Annotated in this window: 10 protein-coding genes, 2 pseudogenes and 1 riboswitch; of the genes and pseudogenes, 6 read left to right on the top strand and 6 right to left on the bottom strand. The window is 70.2% G+C overall.

The genetic code is table 11. The features are described from left to right. Window positions 1-92 precede the first annotated feature (92 nt). The gene (locus SLUN_RS24455) at window positions 93-1,469 is read left to right on the top strand and encodes an SWIM zinc finger family protein (RefSeq protein ID WP_179955301.1); all 1,377 of its coding nucleotides are present in this window, start codon (window positions 93-95) and stop codon (window positions 1,467-1,469) included. 15 nt (window positions 1,470-1,484) lie between these two features. Beyond that, a complete protein-coding gene (locus SLUN_RS24450; RefSeq protein ID WP_108151671.1) occupies window positions 1,485-3,077 on the top strand; it encodes a DUF5691 domain-containing protein in 1,593 nt (530 codons plus the stop codon). A 332-nt stretch (window positions 3,078-3,409) separates the two neighbouring features. Here SLUN_RS24450 and icmB read toward each other — a convergent pair whose 3' ends face one another. Further along, window positions 3,410-3,817: a coenzyme B12-dependent isobutyryl CoA mutase small subunit gene (gene icmB, locus SLUN_RS24445; protein ID WP_108151669.1), complete on the bottom strand. Its 408-nt coding sequence runs from the start codon at window positions 3,815-3,817 to the stop codon at window positions 3,410-3,412. Between the two features lie 310 nt (window positions 3,818-4,127). Here icmB and SLUN_RS24440 point away from each other — a divergent pair, with 310 nt between their 5' ends. Together SLUN_RS24440 and SLUN_RS24435 are read left to right on the top strand one after the other, a co-directional pair. Next, window positions 4,128-4,994 (top strand): esterase/lipase family protein, encoded by an 867-nt coding sequence (locus SLUN_RS24440; RefSeq protein WP_179955300.1) that lies wholly within the window; start codon window positions 4,128-4,130, stop codon window positions 4,992-4,994. 264 nt (window positions 4,995-5,258) lie between these two features. Then, window positions 5,259-6,885 (top strand): annotated as a pseudogene (locus SLUN_RS24435) (M23 family metallopeptidase). Between the two features lie 30 nt (window positions 6,886-6,915). On the opposite strand, the gene pcrA reads toward SLUN_RS24435, so the two are convergent. Continuing rightward, window positions 6,916-9,357 (bottom strand): DNA helicase PcrA, encoded by a 2,442-nt coding sequence (gene pcrA / locus SLUN_RS24430; protein ID WP_108151665.1) that lies wholly within the window; start codon window positions 9,355-9,357, stop codon window positions 6,916-6,918. A gap of 239 nt (window positions 9,358-9,596) precedes the next feature. Further along, a riboswitch (cyclic di-AMP (ydaO/yuaA leader) is annotated at window positions 9,597-9,759 on the top strand. A gap of 2 nt (window positions 9,760-9,761) precedes the next feature. On the opposite strand from pcrA, the gene SLUN_RS24425 reads away from it, so the two are divergent. Then, window positions 9,762-10,964 carry a C40 family peptidase gene (locus tag SLUN_RS24425; protein WP_108151663.1) on the top strand — a complete coding sequence of 401 codons (1,203 nt, stop codon included), beginning with the start codon at window positions 9,762-9,764 and terminating at the stop codon, window positions 10,962-10,964. 84 nt (window positions 10,965-11,048) lie between these two features. Here SLUN_RS24425 and SLUN_RS24420 read toward each other — a convergent pair. Next, window positions 11,049-11,324 (bottom strand): annotated as a pseudogene (locus SLUN_RS24420) (hypothetical protein); the annotation flags it as partial. 356 nt (window positions 11,325-11,680) lie between these two features. On the opposite strand from SLUN_RS24420, the gene SLUN_RS24415 reads away from it, so the two are divergent. Further along, complete coding sequence (locus SLUN_RS24415) at window positions 11,681-12,739, top strand: C40 family peptidase (protein WP_108154914.1); 1,059 nt, start codon at window positions 11,681-11,683, stop codon at window positions 12,737-12,739. Between the two features lie 24 nt (window positions 12,740-12,763). On the opposite strand, the gene SLUN_RS24410 is transcribed toward SLUN_RS24415, so the two are convergent. The 3 genes from SLUN_RS24410 to SLUN_RS24400 all read right to left on the bottom strand — a co-directional run bounded on the left by SLUN_RS24410 (window position 12,764) and on the right by SLUN_RS24400 (window position 16,045). Beyond that, window positions 12,764-13,990: an alpha/beta hydrolase gene (locus tag SLUN_RS24410; RefSeq protein WP_108151661.1), complete on the bottom strand. Its 1,227-nt coding sequence runs from the start codon at window positions 13,988-13,990 to the stop codon at window positions 12,764-12,766. Window positions 13,991-14,060: 70 nt separating this feature from the next. Further along, entirely contained in the window at window positions 14,061-14,756 is a 696-nt protein-coding gene (locus tag SLUN_RS24405) for a LuxR C-terminal-related transcriptional regulator (RefSeq protein ID WP_108151659.1), read from the bottom strand. Continuing rightward, a complete protein-coding gene (locus tag SLUN_RS24400; protein WP_108151657.1) occupies window positions 14,753-16,045 on the bottom strand; it encodes an ATP-binding protein in 1,293 nt (430 codons plus the stop codon). The genes SLUN_RS24405 and SLUN_RS24400 overlap by 4 nt, the downstream gene beginning before the upstream one ends. Between the last annotated feature and the right edge of the window lie 71 nt (window positions 16,046-16,116).

The raw sequence follows: 16,116 nt of genomic DNA, 5'->3' as shown, positions 1-16,116 counted from the left end.
GTTGTGGGATCCACCGTGCACCATGCCACTGACAATCGGCCGTCGCCGCAGGTCAGAACCGATTGTCAGTGGTGCCCCGTAGCGTCTCGGGTATGAATCAGCAGGGGGTGCGCTGGACGTCGGAACAGGTGCTGGCTCTGGCTCCTGACGACGCGTCACGCAAAGCGGGAAACCGACTCGGTACGGCCGGGCCGTGGTCCGGCGCGGGCAGCAGCGGCTCGGGGGCCGTCTGGGGCCTGTGCAAGGGCAGCGGCAGCAAGCCGTACCAGACAGTCGTCGACACCACGGGCCCGGCCTACAAGTGCAGTTGCCCGAGCCGGAAGTTCCCGTGCAAGCACGCGCTGGGACTGCTGCTGCTCTGGGCGGCGGACGAGGAGGCCGTAGCGGACTCCACGACGCCGGACTGGGCCGGGGAGTGGCTGGAAGGGCGCAAGAAACGCGCCACCGACAAGGAACAGAGCGACGCGGGCGCGGAGCAGCCCGCGAAGGCCGGCGATCCCGAGGCGGCCAGGCGGCGTGCCGAGCGCCGGGCGGCCCGAATCGCCGCGGGCGCGACGGAACTTGAACAGCGGATGGCGGATCTGCTGCGCGGCGGCCTGGCATCGGCCGAGCAGTCCGGCTACGGACTCTGGGAGGAGACCGCGGCGCGCATGGTCGACGCCCAGGCGCCGGGCCTGGCCGGCCGGGTGAGGGAGTTGGGCGCGATACCGGGGTCCGGGCCCGGCTGGCCGGTGCGGCTGCTGGAGGAGTGCGCGCTGATCCATCTGCTGGACGCGGCCTGGCTGGGCATCGAGAGACTGCCGGAGCCGCTGGCCGCGACGGTCCGGACCCGAGTCGGCCTCACCTCACCCGCCGAGGGCCCACCGGTCCGGGACCACTGGCTGATCCTCGCCCAGTACGACTCGTCGGACAGCAAGATCACCACACGCCGTATCTGGCTGTACGGGCAGGAGTCGGGGCGCACTGCCCTGCTGCTCTCCTTCGGTGCGGCGGGCCGCTCCCCGCAGCAGGCGCTCCCGGTGGGGCTGATGATCGACGCCGAGCTCACGCCGTACGCGGGGGCAGGGCAGCTGCGGGCGGATCTGGGTGAGCAGTTCGGCCCGCCGGTCCCGATCGGGTCACCGCCGCCGGGCGGGCCGGCCGCGGCGGCCGTCGAGGCGTACGGACGGGCCCTGCGGGATGACCCCTGGCTGGACTCCTGGCCGGTGACGCTCAGCGGCGTCATACCGTCCCCCGGAGCTTCGCCCGGGAGGCACCCCCAGGCCGGCGAAGGGTGGCAACTGGCCGACGTCGAGGGCGAGTCCGCGCTGCCCATCGCACCGGCCGCGCTCTCCCGCCCCGGGCTGTGGAAGCTCGCGGCGCTCTCCGGCGGCGATCCGGTCACCGTCTTCGGCGAGTGCGGGCACCAGGGCTTCACGCCGCTCGCCGCCTGGTCGAAGCACGCGGCCGAGACGGTCCCTCTCATCTGAACGTACGGAGGCTCCATGACCAGCACCTCACTGTGGGAAGAGCTCGTCACCTCGGCCCTTCTCGGCACCGACCGCCGCACGCCGCCGCCCGAAGCCGTCACCCCGGGCAAGGACGCGCCGACCGCGCTGCTGGACGCCGCGGCGCTCCACACCGTACGGCGCAGAGCGGGACTGCTGCCCGCACCCGCCGCCGCCCGTCCCGAACCCGCACCGCACGACGCCCGCCCGCAACTGCCCGCGCCCGCCCGGCGCCGGCTGGCCCAGCTGCTGACAGACCGGTCCGCCCCGTCCGCCGGGGGGCGGCGCGGTACGGCTCCCGATCTGACCGAGCTGCTGCCCCAGTGGCTCGCCGCCGCCAACGCGCACGAGTACCAGGCGCCGCCGTCCGTACTGCCCGCGCTGCTGGACGCCGCCCGCGCGCGTACGGACCTGCGGCCGCAGGCCCTCACCTTCGCCGGGCCGCGCGGCTTGTGGCTGGCCCGGCTGAACCCGGAGTGGAAGTTCGCGCTGCGGGGCGCGTCCGGCAGTGCCACCCTGCCGGACGTGGGCGACCCCGAGGCCGTCCAACGACTCTGGGACGAAGGGCTGTTCGCCGAGCGGGTCGCGCTGCTGGCCGCCGTACGGGAGCGCGACGCGGGTACGGCACTGGCGCTGCTGGCCGCGACGTGGTCCACAGAGCGTGCCGAGGACCGGCTGATGTTCCTGGACTCCCTGCGTACGGGACTGACCGACGCGGACGAGCCCTTCCTGGAACAGGCCCTGTCCGACCGCAGCCGCAATGTCCGCGCCACGGCGGCCGAGCTGCTCTCCGCGCTGCCGCACTCCGCGCTGGCCGGGCGGATGGCGGCGCGGGCGGCGTCCTGCGTCAGCCTGGACCGCGGCGAGGGCACTACAGGCATAGGCGTGGAGGCTCCGCACGAGTGCGATGCGGACATGCAGCGCGACGGGGTGATGCCGAATCCGCCGTCGGGCCGGGGCGAACGGTCCTGGTGGCTGGGCCAGTTGGTGGAGGCGGCCCCGCTGTCCACCTGGCCGGGACGGTTCGGCGGGCGTACGGCCGCGGAGATCGTGGCGCTGCCCGTCGCCGACGGCTGGGGCGACGAGCTGCACGCGGCGTGGTGCCGGGCGGCGGTGCGGCAGCGGGACGCGGAGTGGTCCCGCGCCCTCCTCGGCGCACCGGGCACGCCGCCGGAGACGAGTCCCGGCACGACGTCCCTCGCAGAGCGGGCGAAGCTGCTCGCGACGCTGCCCGAGGGGGAACGGGCGGGCTGGGTCGCGGAGTTCATCGCGGCGCACGGACTGTCGGAGGCGTTCCAGCTGCTGGGCGTCTGCGCGGTGCCGTGGGCGGAACCGCTGGGCCGTGCGGTGGTCGACGCACTCGACATCGCGCGGGACGCGGGCAGCTACCCCTGGAGCTTCAGCGGGGTGATGGGCCTGGCGGAACGCTGCCTGAACCCGGGCGAGGCGAGCCGCCTGGAGATCCTTACGACGACACCGCCCGAGACGGAGGGGGCGTCGCCGGGGGCGGGGGGTTACTGGTCGGAGGCGTTCCAGCGCTTGGTATCAACGCTGAGGTTGCGGGCGACGATGGCGGTTGAACTGAGGTAGCGGACTCACCCGGTCATGTGGTTGCCGTGGGCCGGGGGCGTTGGTGGTTGCTGTCCGGTGGGTGGTTTCCACCGGCGAACCGGGGGCCCGAGGCGGGTGGCCTTGTCCCGTCCCGGCGGGAGGGGCCGTGCAGGGTCGGCCCGGAGGGGATTGGCGGCAAGACCCGGGTCACGCGACAAGTGACCTGTACGCCGCCGACCCCGAGGAGTCGAGCCCGGAGGGGCACCGGAACCCGCACCGGACAAGACCCAATACCCGTGCCCCGACGCACAGGGACCGCACCCGCCGGAGGCGACCCGCACCGGACAAGAACCCACCCCCCGCCGGAGGCCTTACGCGGGCTGGCGGACGTTTGCGTTGACCCAGGACACGATCGACGTCGTCGTCGCGCCCGGGGTGAAGATCTCCGCCACGCCCTTCTCCTTCAGCGGAGCGATGTCCGCCTCCGGGATGATGCCGCCGCCGAACACCTTGATGTCCTCCGCGTCCCGCTCCTTCAGCAGCTCGATCACCTTCGCGAACAGCGTGTTGTGCGCGCCGGAGAGAATCGAGAGGCCGATCGCGTCGGCGTCCTCCTGGATCGCCGTATCCACGATCTGCTCGGGCGTCTGGTGGAGACCGGTGTAAATGACCTCCATGCCCGCGTCGCGCAGCGCCCGCGCGATCACCTTGGCCCCGCGGTCGTGGCCGTCGAGGCCAGGCTTGGCCACCACCACGCGGATCGGACCAGTCACACCCATCACTGCCTCCACACGGGTCCCGCACCGACCATGGTCCGGGAAAGTGAACGAACGTTATCTCCAGCATCCCGCAACCCGCCGTTTCACGGTGGATAGCGAGGGGGAAATCACACGTGGGACATGTTCGCCAAGCGTCGTACCCGCATCACGCGGCATACAAGCCGCACGGGGACCGCCGCAAGGGAGCCGCTACAGGAAAGTCGCAGCACCGTGCCGTCAGCCGCGCGGCACGGTGCAGCGACTGTGGCGCCCCATGAGGGCACACGGGGGACGGAGCCGTCCTCCGGCGTGCCGTTTCAGGAGGTCGGCCTTGAAGGTCACGAAGTTTCTGCCCTTCTTTCCCCTGTGTCTGCGCCCCGTGCGACACCTGCAACTCACGGCAGCGCTGCTGCGCGCCACCACCCTGGAGCTGGCGATCCTCGCCGGACATCTGCTCCTGTACCCCTCCGGCCTCGCCCCCGAGCGCCGCGACCCCGGCCCCAAGCCCAGAAGCGTCGAGCTGCCGCCCCAGGCCGCGCCCCTTCCGACCGGAGGAGGCCCGTCCCACCCGCCCGCCGTCCTGCTGCACGGCTTCGTCGACAACCGCTCCGTCTTCGTCCTGCTCCGCCGCTCCCTCGCGCGGCACGGCCGGCGCCAGGTCGAGTGCCTCAACTACTCCCCTCTGACCTGCGACGTCCGCGCCGCCGCCGAGCTGCTCGGCCGGCACATCGAGGAGATCTGCGCCCGTACGGGGCACCACGAGGTCGACATCGTCGGGCACAGCCTCGGGGGTCTGATCGCCCGCTACTACGTGCAGTGCCTCGGCGGTGACCAGCGGGTGCGCACCCTGGTCACGCTCGGCACCCCGCACTCCGGCACCACCGTCGCCCCCCTCGCCGGCGCGCACCCCATAGTCCGCCAGATGCGCCCCGGCTCCACGGTGATCGAGGAGCTGCGCAAGCCCGCACCCGGGTGCCGTACCCGGTTCGTGAGCTTCTGGAGCGACCTCGACCAGCTGATGGCCCCGGTCGAAACGGCCTGTATCGACCACCCGGATCTCCTCGCGCAGAACGTGCGCGTCAGCGGAATCGGTCATCTCGCCCTGCCGGTCCACCCCGCCGTCGCGGCCGGCATCCGGCAGGCGCTCGACTCGAGCGAACCGGCGGCAGGCACCTCGGGAGCCGTCTCCGTCGCCTGATTCGGCGCACGGACCAGCTCCCTTTCCGCGTCCGACAAGGCTGCCAAACGTCGAACACTTTTCGAACGTAGGGCCAAAGCTCTGCCCGCAGTCCCCCGAAAGACGGCCGAATGCCCGTTTCCTGATTACCTAAAACCTGCCGAAGATTGTCGCCGTCGCATACCGCCGGGTACAGTCGCGCCACTGCTTTCCCTCTGGGACCCCGCTCTCCGGGGCCCCGGAACCGGAAACCCAGGTCCTGCTGCCGAGGCGAGAGAGAAGTTGGTGAACGACCAGCACGCCCACGCCGGGTACGGGCACGACGCCTACGCCACCGGCAGCTTCGACTCCGACCCGCTGTTCGGCGCCCTTCCGGGCAGCTACGAGGCGGGCCACAGCGGTCAGTACGACTCCAGCCAGTGGGACACCGGCTCGCACCAGACCCCTGGTTACGACGTCTACACCGCGCAGCAGGTACAACAGCCGCAGCAGGCGCAGCAATTCCCGCAGTACGACACTTCCGGCCAGTACGACACGACGGGTCAGTACAACTCGGGTCAGCACGAGGGTCAGTACGACACAACGGGTCAATACGACGCGAGTCAGTACGACACCACCGGCCAGTGGGACGCGGGCGCCTGGAACCAGACCGCGCAGACGGGCCAGTACGAGACCGCCGCGGCCACCTTCGCGTACGACACGACCGGGCAGTGGGCCGCGCCCACCTTCGGCACCGGGACGTATGACGCCACCGCCTGGAACACGGGCGCGGAGGCTCACGTACCGCAACAGTTCACACCGCAGCAGGAGTTCAGCCCGGCGCCGGAGTTCACCGCCGAGTTCACTGCCGAGTTCACTGCCGAGTTCACGACTGAGTTCGCAGCCGACGCCGGATACGGGACCGGCTACGAGAACCCGGCCGAGTTCCAGCCGACCGACTTCCAGCCCGACGAGTTTCAACCGGACGAGTTTCAGCCAGAGCCTCAGCGCGAGCACGAGTACGACTACGAGGCCGAGCAGACCGACACCGAGCACGAGCAGACCGAGCACGAGCAGGCCCACGAGGCCGAACTCGAACCCGAGTCCGAGCCCGAACCCGAGTCGGCGCCCGACCTGGAGCCCTCCTCCCGTCACCCCCCGCCCCGTCCGCCGTTCCGGTGGAAGCCGAGGCCGTCGCCGTACCCCCGCGAAGCGCTCCGCCCTCCTCACCGTTGCCGTGCCCTCCGCCTGTGTGATGGGCGTCGCCGGTATCGCCGCCGCCTCCGTCGGTGGCCTCGGCGCAAGCGCCGGTGAAACCAAGGACGACACGACCAACCTGGCGGCCGCCGATCCGGCCTCCGTCAAGCCCGTCGCCGCCAACAGCAAGATAGACACGCAGCTCGCCGCTCTCAGCGCCGACGCCCGCGACTTCGGCGACCGTGCCTCCCGTACCCAGGAACGCCTCGACCTCAAGGCGCGCCAGGAGGCGGAGAAGAAGAAGCGCGACGACGAGGCCAAGCGCCGCGAGGCGATGCGCCCCAAGTTCGTGCTGCCGGTGAACCGGGAAGGCCTCAGCGCCTACTACGGCCAGGCCGGCGTCAACTGGATGTCCGTGCACACCGGTATCGACTTCCCCGTGTCGTACGGCACCGAGGTGATGGCCGCGACCGACGGCACCGTCCGTACGCAGTACAACAGCGCCTACGGAAACATGGCCATCGTGACCGCGGCCGACGGCACCGAGACCTGGTACTGCCACCTCAGCAGCACCAGGATCCGCTCCGGTTCGGTCAAGGCCGGCGACGTCATCGCGTACTCGGGCAACTCCGGCAACTCCACCGGACCGCACCTTCACTTCGAGGTACGGCCCGGCGGCGGCTCGGCGATCGACCCGCTGCCGTGGCTTCGCAGCCACGGCCTGGATCCCACCTAGGCCCTGTCCGCCCGGACACGGCCTAGGGACTCAGAGCTTCTCGACCGGCGCGTACCGCAGCAGCAGCCGCTTCGGCTTCGTGTCCCCGAAGTCGACCGTCGCCTGCGTGTCCGAACCCGACCCGGTCACCTCCACCACGGTCCCGAGGCCGAACTGGTCGTGCGTGACCCGGTCCCCCACCGCCAGCGAGATCACCGGCTTGTCGCTCGTACGCCGGGTCGCGAAGCCCGAAGCTCCGCCGCCCGACCGCGAGCGCGAGGACGAGAGCGACGACGTGATGCCGGACGTCGGACCCGCGGGCGCGGCCATCGGGCCCGTCCGCTTCCACTCCAGGTGCTGGCCCGGGATCTCCTCGAGGAAGCGCGAGGGCGGGTTGTACGAGGGCTGGCCCCACGCACTGCGCATCGACGACCGCGTCAGATAGAGGCGCTCGCGGGCGCGCGTGATGCCGACGTACGCCAGCCGCCGCTCCTCCTCCAGCTCCTTCGCCTGACCGAGGGCCCGCATATGCGGGAAGACGCCGTCCTCCATGCCCGTCAGGAACACCACGGGGAATTCGAGGCCCTTGGCGGTGTGCAGTGTCATCAGGGTGATGACGCCGGAACCATCCTCGTCCCCGTCGGGGATCTGGTCGGAGTCCGCGACGAGCGCGACCTTCTCCAGGAACTCGGCGAGCGTGCCCGTGCCCTCTTCCGCGCCGCGCTCCTGCTCGAACTCGAGCGCCACAGCCGCCAGTTCCTGAAGGTTCTCGATGCGCGTCTCGTCCTGCGGGTCGGTCGAGGCCTGCAGCTCGGCGAGGTACCCGGTCCGCTCCAGGACGGCTTCCAGCACCGTGGCCGGTCCGGCGCCCGACTCGACGACCGTACGCAGCTCCTCCATCAGCACGTTGAAGCGCTTGACGGCGTTGGCGGAGCGGGCCGCCATCCCGTACGCCTCGTCTACGCGCCGCAGCGCCTGCGGGAAGGTGATCTTCTCGCGCAGCGAGAGTGCGTCGATCATGGCTTCGGCGCGGTCGCCGATGCCCCTCTTCGGTACGTTCAGAATGCGGCGCAGCGGGACGGTGTCCTCGGGGTTCGCCAGCACCCGCAGGTAGGCGAGCACATCCCGGACCTCCTTGCGCTCGTAGAAGCGCACTCCGCCGACGACCTTGTACGGCAGCCCGACCCGGATGAAGATCTCTTCAAAGACACGGGACTGGGCGTTCGTACGGTAGAAGACGGCGACGTCGCCGGCCTTCGCGTCGCCCGCGTCCGTCAGCCGGTCGATCTCGTCGGCGACGAACTGCGCCTCGTCGTGCTCGGTGTCCGCGACATAGCCGGTGATCCGCGCGCCCGCGCCCGCGTTCGTCCACAGGTTCTTGGGGCGGCGGCTCTCGTTGCGCTCGATGACGGCGTTGGCGGCGGAGAGGATCGTCTGGGTCGAGCGGTAGTTCTGCTCGAGCATGATCGTCTTCGCGTCCGGATAGTCCTCCTCGAACTGGAGGATGTTGCGGATGGTGGCGCCGCGGAAGGCGTAGATCGACTGGTCGGCGTCACCGACGACACAGAGCTCGGCCGGCGGCAGGTCCTCCTGGCCCGTCCCCACCAGCTCGCGTACGAGCGTGTACTGAGCGTGGTTGGTGTCCTGGTACTCGTCCACCAGGACATGACGGAAGCGCCGCTGATAGTGCTCGGCGACGTCCGGGAAGGCCTGGAGCAGGTGGACCGTGGTCATGATGATGTCGTCGAAGTCGAGGGCGTTGGCCTCGCGCAGCCGCGACTGGTACATGCGGTACGCCTCGGCCAGCGTCTTCTCAAAACCGTCGGCGGCCTGGTCGGCGAAGGTCTCCTCGTCGATCAGCTCGTTCTTCAGGTTCGAGATCTTCGCGCTGAAGGACTTCGGGGGGAACTTCTTGGGGTCGAGGTCCAGATCGCGGCAGACCAGCGCCATCAGCCGCTTCGAGTCCGCCGCGTCGTAGATCGAGAACGACGAGGTGAAGCCGAGCCTCTTGGACTCCCGGCGCAGAATCCGGACGCACGCGCTGTGGAAGGTCATGACCCACATGGCATTGGCGCGCGGGCCGACCAGTTGCTCGACGCGCTCCTTCATCTCGCCCGCGGCCTTGTTGGTGAAGGTGATCGCCAGTATCTGGCCGGGGTGGACGCTGCGGGTCCCCAGCAGATGCGCGATCCGGTGGGTCAGCACCCGGGTCTTGCCGGAGCCGGCACCGGCCACGATGAGCAGCGGCGAACCGATGTGCACGACGGCGGCGCGCTGCTGTTCGTTCAGCCCCTCGAGCAGGGCTGCGGGGTCCACCACGGTGCGCGGGGCGCCGTCGCGGTAGTACGGGTCCCGGGCCGGGGGCACGTCGAACGCACCCTGGAAGAGATCGTCCGGGATCTCCTCCGGGGCCGAGTCGTCGGGCGGCGGCGGATGCTGCTCCGAGCCGGGCTGGAGGTCCGCCAGGAAACTGTCGTCAAAGAGGCTGCTCATCGCTCTCCGAGTCTAGGCCGCCGGACTGACAGCCCGCGGCCGCATGGGGATGACGACCTGATTCGACCCTGCTCACGCTCCGTAATCACCTCACGCCGTCGCGCCATACCAGAGCCCTCACTCATAAAGGTCACGAAAATGTATCGGACATTTCGAACATCAACCTTCACAGCAACCACACCAGTTGGCTAGCGTGCTCGATCAGGCGGCCCGTATCCCCCTGGCGACCCACGCCAATCGGGCGGCCTGCGCCGAATTCGGGCTTTCGTCAAGGAAGTTCGGAACCGGGGACCCAACATGCACAACCGGGGTGAATCGGACCTGCGTCATCGGGTCCGTAGGGCGATCTTCCGTTCCGCCCGAACCCGACAGCTAACCCGGTAGGCGGTCCACGGAAGAAGGAGATGTCGGCCTTGGCGTCGCATCGCAAATCGCGTGCCCGTACCGGAATTGCAGGAATGGCAGGACTGCGCACGAACACCCCCGCCGTCGGGTTCACGACGGCAGCCCTCGCATCCGTCACGCTGCTGTCGACGCAGAGCGCCAACGCCGCACCCGTCGAGCCGAAGCCCTCGGTCGAAGAGGTGCAGAAGAAGGTCGACGACCTGTACCGGCAGGCCGGCACCGCGACCGAGAAGTACAACAAGGCGAAGGAGACCTCCGCCGAGAAGCGGCGCGAGGTCGACCAGCTGCTCGACGACGCCGCGCAGCGCACGGAGAAGCTGAACGAGTCCCGGCGCACGCTCGGCAACTACGCGGCCGCGCAGTACCGTACGGGCGCCGTCACCCCGACCGCCGCGATGCTCTTCGCCGACAGCCCTCAGGACTACTTCGAGCAGACGCAGCTGATGGACCGGATGACCGACCGTCAGCGCGGTGTCATCGAGGACTACGAGGCCCAGCGCGCCGAGGCCGCCAAGCAGCGCACGGTGGCGACGAAGAGCCTCGAGGCGCTCACGCTCTCCCAGAAGGCCCTGCGCACCAGCAAGCAGACCGTCCAGTCGAAGCTGAGCGAGGCACGGTCGCTGCTGTCGAAGCTGACGGCCGAGGAGAAGGCGCGGCTCGCGGCGATCGAGCGCCAGAAGGAAGAGGAGGCGCGCCGCAAGGCCGAGGCAAAGGCCGAGGAGGAGGCGGAGGCCCGCGCCAGGGCGGAGGCCGAGCGCAAGCGCCTGGAGCAGGAGCGCGCGCAGACCCCGAGCGGCGACACAGGCACGGGAACCGGCACCGGCACCGGCACCAGCGGCGACAGCGCGTACGCGACGAAGGCCGCCAAGGTCCTGTCCTTCGCCCGCTCGCAGCTCGGCAAGCCGTACGTCTGGGGCGCGGCGGGCCCCAGCTCGTACGACTGCTCGGGGCTGACCCAGGCCGCCTGGAAGGCGGCGGGCGTGGACCTGCCGCGCACCACCTGGGACCAGGTGAAGGTCGGCGAGCGGATCGCGACGAAGGATCTGCTCCCGGGTGACCTGGTCTTCTTCTACGACGACATCAGCCATGTCGGCATCTACATCGGCGACGGCATGATGATCCACGCGCCCAAGCCGGGTGCGAACGTCCGCGAGGAGTCGATCTACTACATGCCGATCTACGGCAGCGTGCGTCCCGCCTGACACCGGCGGAGGCAGAACCCCCGGGCGCACATCGGGCGCCCGGGCGTTCTCACGTCCACCGGCGGTCTCACTCCACCGGCGGTCTCAGGTCCAGAGCGTCGCGATGAAGATGTTCGCGACCGTCAGTCCGCCCACCGCCCCGAAGAACGCCTTCTCGACCTTCTCCTCGTCCCGCTTGACGTACACCAGCCCGAGAATCACGATCAGCACCGCCAGCTTGATGCCTATCTTGAGGTTGTTCACCGGCTGGTCGTCCGCCTGGTTCAGGCCCACCAGCACCACGCCCGTAACCAGCATCGCCGGGCCGAAGCGCGCCGTTCCCGAACTCATCGCCGTCATCTGCGTCAGGAAGCCGCCGAGCCCCGGGGCCGCTTAGCTCTGCCCATACCACCACCCGCAGGGCAGGCGGGCCTCGTTCGCCGCATCGGTCACGCCGGTGCGGGAATGCGGTCCCGCACCATGGTCCGGGCTCTCACAATGCGCACCATCATGTCCACCTTTGGGCAATTTCTGTCCTTACGCCGTGCTCCCGTGACACTCCGGTTTAGCGTCCTCCCTCAGGTGACCGACTCCCCACCGCCGCCGAGCCCCTGGGCGGCAGCCGGTCACCACCGCCGAGAGATCCGGCGGCGGGCCGCTCCCCCTGTGCGGTGTGCCGTCGGACTCGGACTCGGACTCGGACCCCGCAGGGAAGACGGAAGGACGTGGACGCCCTCGTGGCAGCGCACCGGAAACCCAAGCAGCATCCGTTCACCGGGCCCGCGGCCAGGACCGCCGCCACCATCGCGCTCGCCGGCGCAGCGACCGCCACCGCCTTCGAAGGTTCCGCGCACGCCGAGCCCCTCCTCACCCCCGCACAGATCAAGGCCAAGGCCGACAAGCTCTATCAGGAGGCGGAGGCCGCCACCGAGAAGTACAACGGGGCCAAGGAGCAGACCGCCGAGGCGCGCGCATCGCTGGACGCGCTGCGCGACGAGGCCGCCCGCAGGACCGAGCGGCTCAACACCTCACGCAACGCGCTCGGTTCGATCGCGACCGCCCAGTACCGCGCCGGGGGCATGGACCCCGGTCTGCAGCTCGCGCTCAGCTCCGATCCCGATCAGTACCTCGAACGGGCCGCGCTCGCCGAGCGGGTCGGCGCGCGGCAGGCGGCCGCGATCGCGGGCGTGCATCAGCAGCTGGTGGAGATCGCCCGGTTGAGGGCTCAGGCGGGCGAGCGGATGAGCGCTCTCAAGGCGCGGCAGACCGAGCTGGCGGCGCACAAGTCCACGGTGCAGGACAAGCTCGCGGCGGCCGAACGCACGCTGGCTCAGCTCAACGCCCAGCAGCGTGCCGTGTACGACAGCACGTACGGCGGCGCGGAAGAGCCCTCAGCCGAGCGCGCGGACCGCTCCGCCGCCCCCCGCGGCTCGCTCAAGGCTCCCAGCTCCCGTGCCGCGCAAGCCGTCGCCTACGCCTACGGAGCGCTCGGCAAGCCCTACGTCTGGGGCGCGACCGGCCCCTCGTCCTTCGACTGTTCCGGTCTCATCCAGGCCGCCTGGCGCTCCGCCGGAGTCTCACTGCCGCGCACCACGTACACCCAGATCAACGCGGGCGAACGGGTGTCCCGCTCCCAACTCTCCCCGGGTGACCTGGTGTTCTTCTACTCCGGCGTCTCCCATGTCGGCCTCTACATCGGCGGCGGCAACATGATCCACGCACCACGCCCCGGGGCCCCCGTCCGCGTCGCACCGATCGACCAGATGCCGTTCGCGGGCGCGACCCGCCCCGCGTAGATCATGTGCGACAAGGCCGATGTGTCACTCAAGCAGGGCAGCGGCGCTCTGGGGCTCCTCTTCGAGGCCGTCCAGAACTCCCGCCTCGTACCGGCCCTGGGCCTGTCCCCCGGCCTCGCCCCGGCTCTGGTCCTGGTTCATGCCCTGCAGGTGCATCTGGCGCGTCAGCCACTCGAAGACGTACGGCAGCTCCTTGCCCCACACCCGGGTGAGGTGCCCGCCCGTCGTCTTGCGCACCTCGACCCTTGTCGGCGCCTTGGCCGCACGCTGGAGCGCGACACCCGGCAGGTACCCGTCCACGCCCTCCCCCGTCGCCAGCAGTGAGACCCGCGGCGGCTTCCCGGCCGACTTGAGGATATTCAGGACGTCGTTCTCGCGGCGCAGCTCCGGGTCCGAGCCCGTGATCGAGTCCTTCTCCGAGGCCGGGTCGTTGTAGCCGGAGAGGCTGACGGCCGCGCGATAGCGGTCGGGGTGGGCGAGGGCCAGTTTGGCCGCGCCGTGCCCTCCTGCGGAGTAGCCCGCGATGGCCCAGCTGTCGGCGTTCAGGGAGACCCGGAAGTTGTCGGCGACCATCTTGCGTACGTCGACGGTCAGCCAGCTGTCAGCGTTGACCGTCCCCGGAATGTTCGCGTACCCGTGGTCGGAGGCACCGAGCAGCATCGTGCGGGGCGAGACGAGTATGAAGGGTGCGACCTTGCCCGACTCGATCAGGGGCTGAATCCTGGACTGGGCCTTCATCGCGCGGAACCAGCTCCTGGACGAGCCGGGGAAGCCGGAGAGCAGCTCGACGACGGGGAACTGCTTGCTGCGGTAGGCGGGGTCGTCGTACTGCGGCGGCAGCCAGACATACACCTCGCCCTCCACGCCCGAGATCCCGCCCTTGAGCTTAGTGCGGCGCAGCCCGCTGCCGAGCGTGGGATCATCGACCTTCTCGAACTTCTGCCGCATCTTCGGCAGGGAGGAGATCTGCCTGCCGCCGGTGCCGCTGGGTCCGAGGTCGACCGCGGTGTTGACATGGTTCGACGTGCCGAGCAGGTCGTCCCAGCTGTCGTACAGGCCATTGGCGTTGTTGACCGCCACGAACACCACAAGGACCGCCGTCGCCTGCGCGAAGAGCACCATGACCAGCCGGCCGGCGCCCCGCACCACGGCGGGTCCGCGCAGCCGGCTCCAGAACAGGAGCGGCAGGAGTACGGCGATCACGACCAGGACGATCGTGATCACGAAGAAGGTGTTCCCCGTCAAATTCATCACGCAGAACAAGAGGCGAACGGGGCATAGTCGGTTGCCCGGCTATGTACCGATTACCTCACAACGGAACCTAGACCAGACGACGAGCCGTCGCCCATCGCGTCAATTCGTGACGATTCGAGAGCTGCAACTTCCGCAGCACCGCCGACACATGGGACTCCACCGTCTTCACCGAGATGAACAGCTGCTTCGCGATTTCCTTGTACGCGTACCCCCGCGCGATCAGCCGCAGCACTTCCCGCTCCCGCTGGGTGAGCCGGTCGAGGTCCTCGTCCACCGGCGGTGCGTCCGTCGAGGCGAACGCGTCCAGCACGAAGCCCGCGAGCCGCGGCGAGAAGACCGCGTCGCCGTCCTGCACCCGGAAGATCGAGCCGACCAGGTCCGCTCCGGTGATCGTCTTGGTGACGTAGCCGCGCGCACCGCCCCGGATCACCCCGATCACGTCCTCGGCCGCGTCCGAGACGGACAGCGCGAGGAACCGTACGGGATTCTCACCGGCCGCCATCAGCGAGGCGCAGCGGCGCAGCACCTCCACTCCACCGCCGCCCGGCAGATGGACGTCCAGCAGGACGACCTCGGGACGGGTCGCCGTGATCACGGTGACCGCCTGGTCGACGTCGGCGGCCTCGCCGACCACCTCGACCCCGGTGCTCTCGGTCTGGCCGATCTCGGCCTGCACGCCGGTACGGAACATGCGGTGGTCGTCGACGAGCACGACCCGTACACGCCGCTCGGTGGTCTCCGCAGCAGCCTCTGTCTCGGTCATTCGCTCGCCCTCTCCATCTCCAGCTCGACCTCGGTGCCCCCGCCGGGAACCGAGCGCAGTCGCGCCGTTCCGCCGTTGCGCTGCATCCGGCCGATGATCGATTCTCTTACGCCCATACGGTCCTGGGGCACCGAATCCGGATCGAATCCCGGTCCCCTGTCCCGTACGGAGACGAAGACCGTACGGCCCTCGACCTCCGCGTAGACCTGGACCGCGCCCCCCTCGCCACCGTACTTGGCCGCATTGACCATTGCCTCGCGCGCGGCCTGCATCTGTGCGGACACTTTCTCGTCGAGCGGGCAGTCGCCGACGACGACGACCTCCAGCGGGACGCCGTGCTTGTCCTCGACCTCGGCGGCGGCCTTCTTCACGGCCTCGGCGAGGGTGTCCGGCTCCTCGTCCTCGTCCTTGCCGGTTCCCTCCGGCTTGTACAGCCAGTTCCGCAGCTCGCGCTCCTGGGCGCGGGCGAGGCGCCGCACCTCCCCGCCGTCGTCGGCGCTCCGCTGGATCAGGGTGAGGGTGTGCAGTACGGAGTCGTGGACGTGCGCGGCGACCTCGGCACGCTCCTGGGCCCGGATGCGCATCGTCCGTTCCTCCGAGAGATCCTGCGTCATCCGCACCAGCCAGGGCCCGGCCAGCAGGGCGACACCGGCGATGACGGCGATCGCGGCGGTCAGTACGTTGCCGAGCTGGGCCGCCGAGCCGCGGACCACCACGAAGACGGTCAGGCCCATGCCGACCAGGGCCACGCCGGCCAGCGCCCGGCCCAGCTGCAGCAGCCGGCGGCGGCGGCCGACCTCGGTCCAGCGGGCGCGGCGTGCGTTGTCCGCCTGCCGCCAGACCAGCACCACACCGGCGCCGATCAGCAGCGTCGGCCAGATGTAGCGGTTGGCGCTGCTGCCCATCTGGACATTGCCGGCGAAGATCGCGGCGCCGATGAGCAGCGCGACCATCGCGAAGAGCTGTCCCTTGTCGGGCTTGCGCAGCCGGCGCCGGCCGTCGGGCGTGGTCTCGAAGACGGAGCGCGGCTCGGTGGTCCTGCCCCCGACGCCGAGCGGTACGACGATCCAGAAGACCGCGTACAGCAGCACGCCGAGGCCGTCGGCCATGAAGAGGCCGAGGAAGGCGAGCCGTACCCAGATGACGGGCAGTCCCAGATGGCCCGCGAGGCCGCGTGCCACACCGCCGAGCAGCCGGCCGTCGGCGCTGCGGTACAGCTTGCGCAGCGGCTGCTCCTCCGGCGCTGGGGCGCGCGAGGGTCCGGCGGGTCGGGGCGTGGCGACTGGCATGCTCCGATCGTCACACGCGAGGGTGGGCCGCGGTATCAGGGTCGTCCCCCAAACCGACCCTTAGACCCGGA

The sequence above is a fragment of the Streptomyces lunaelactis genome (genome assembly GCF_003054555.1).
Lineage (GTDB): Bacteria > Actinomycetota > Actinomycetes > Streptomycetales > Streptomycetaceae > Streptomyces > Streptomyces lunaelactis.
Note: the sequence above shows the minus strand (reverse complement) of the source record. Positions and strands in the feature narration are given on the sequence as shown.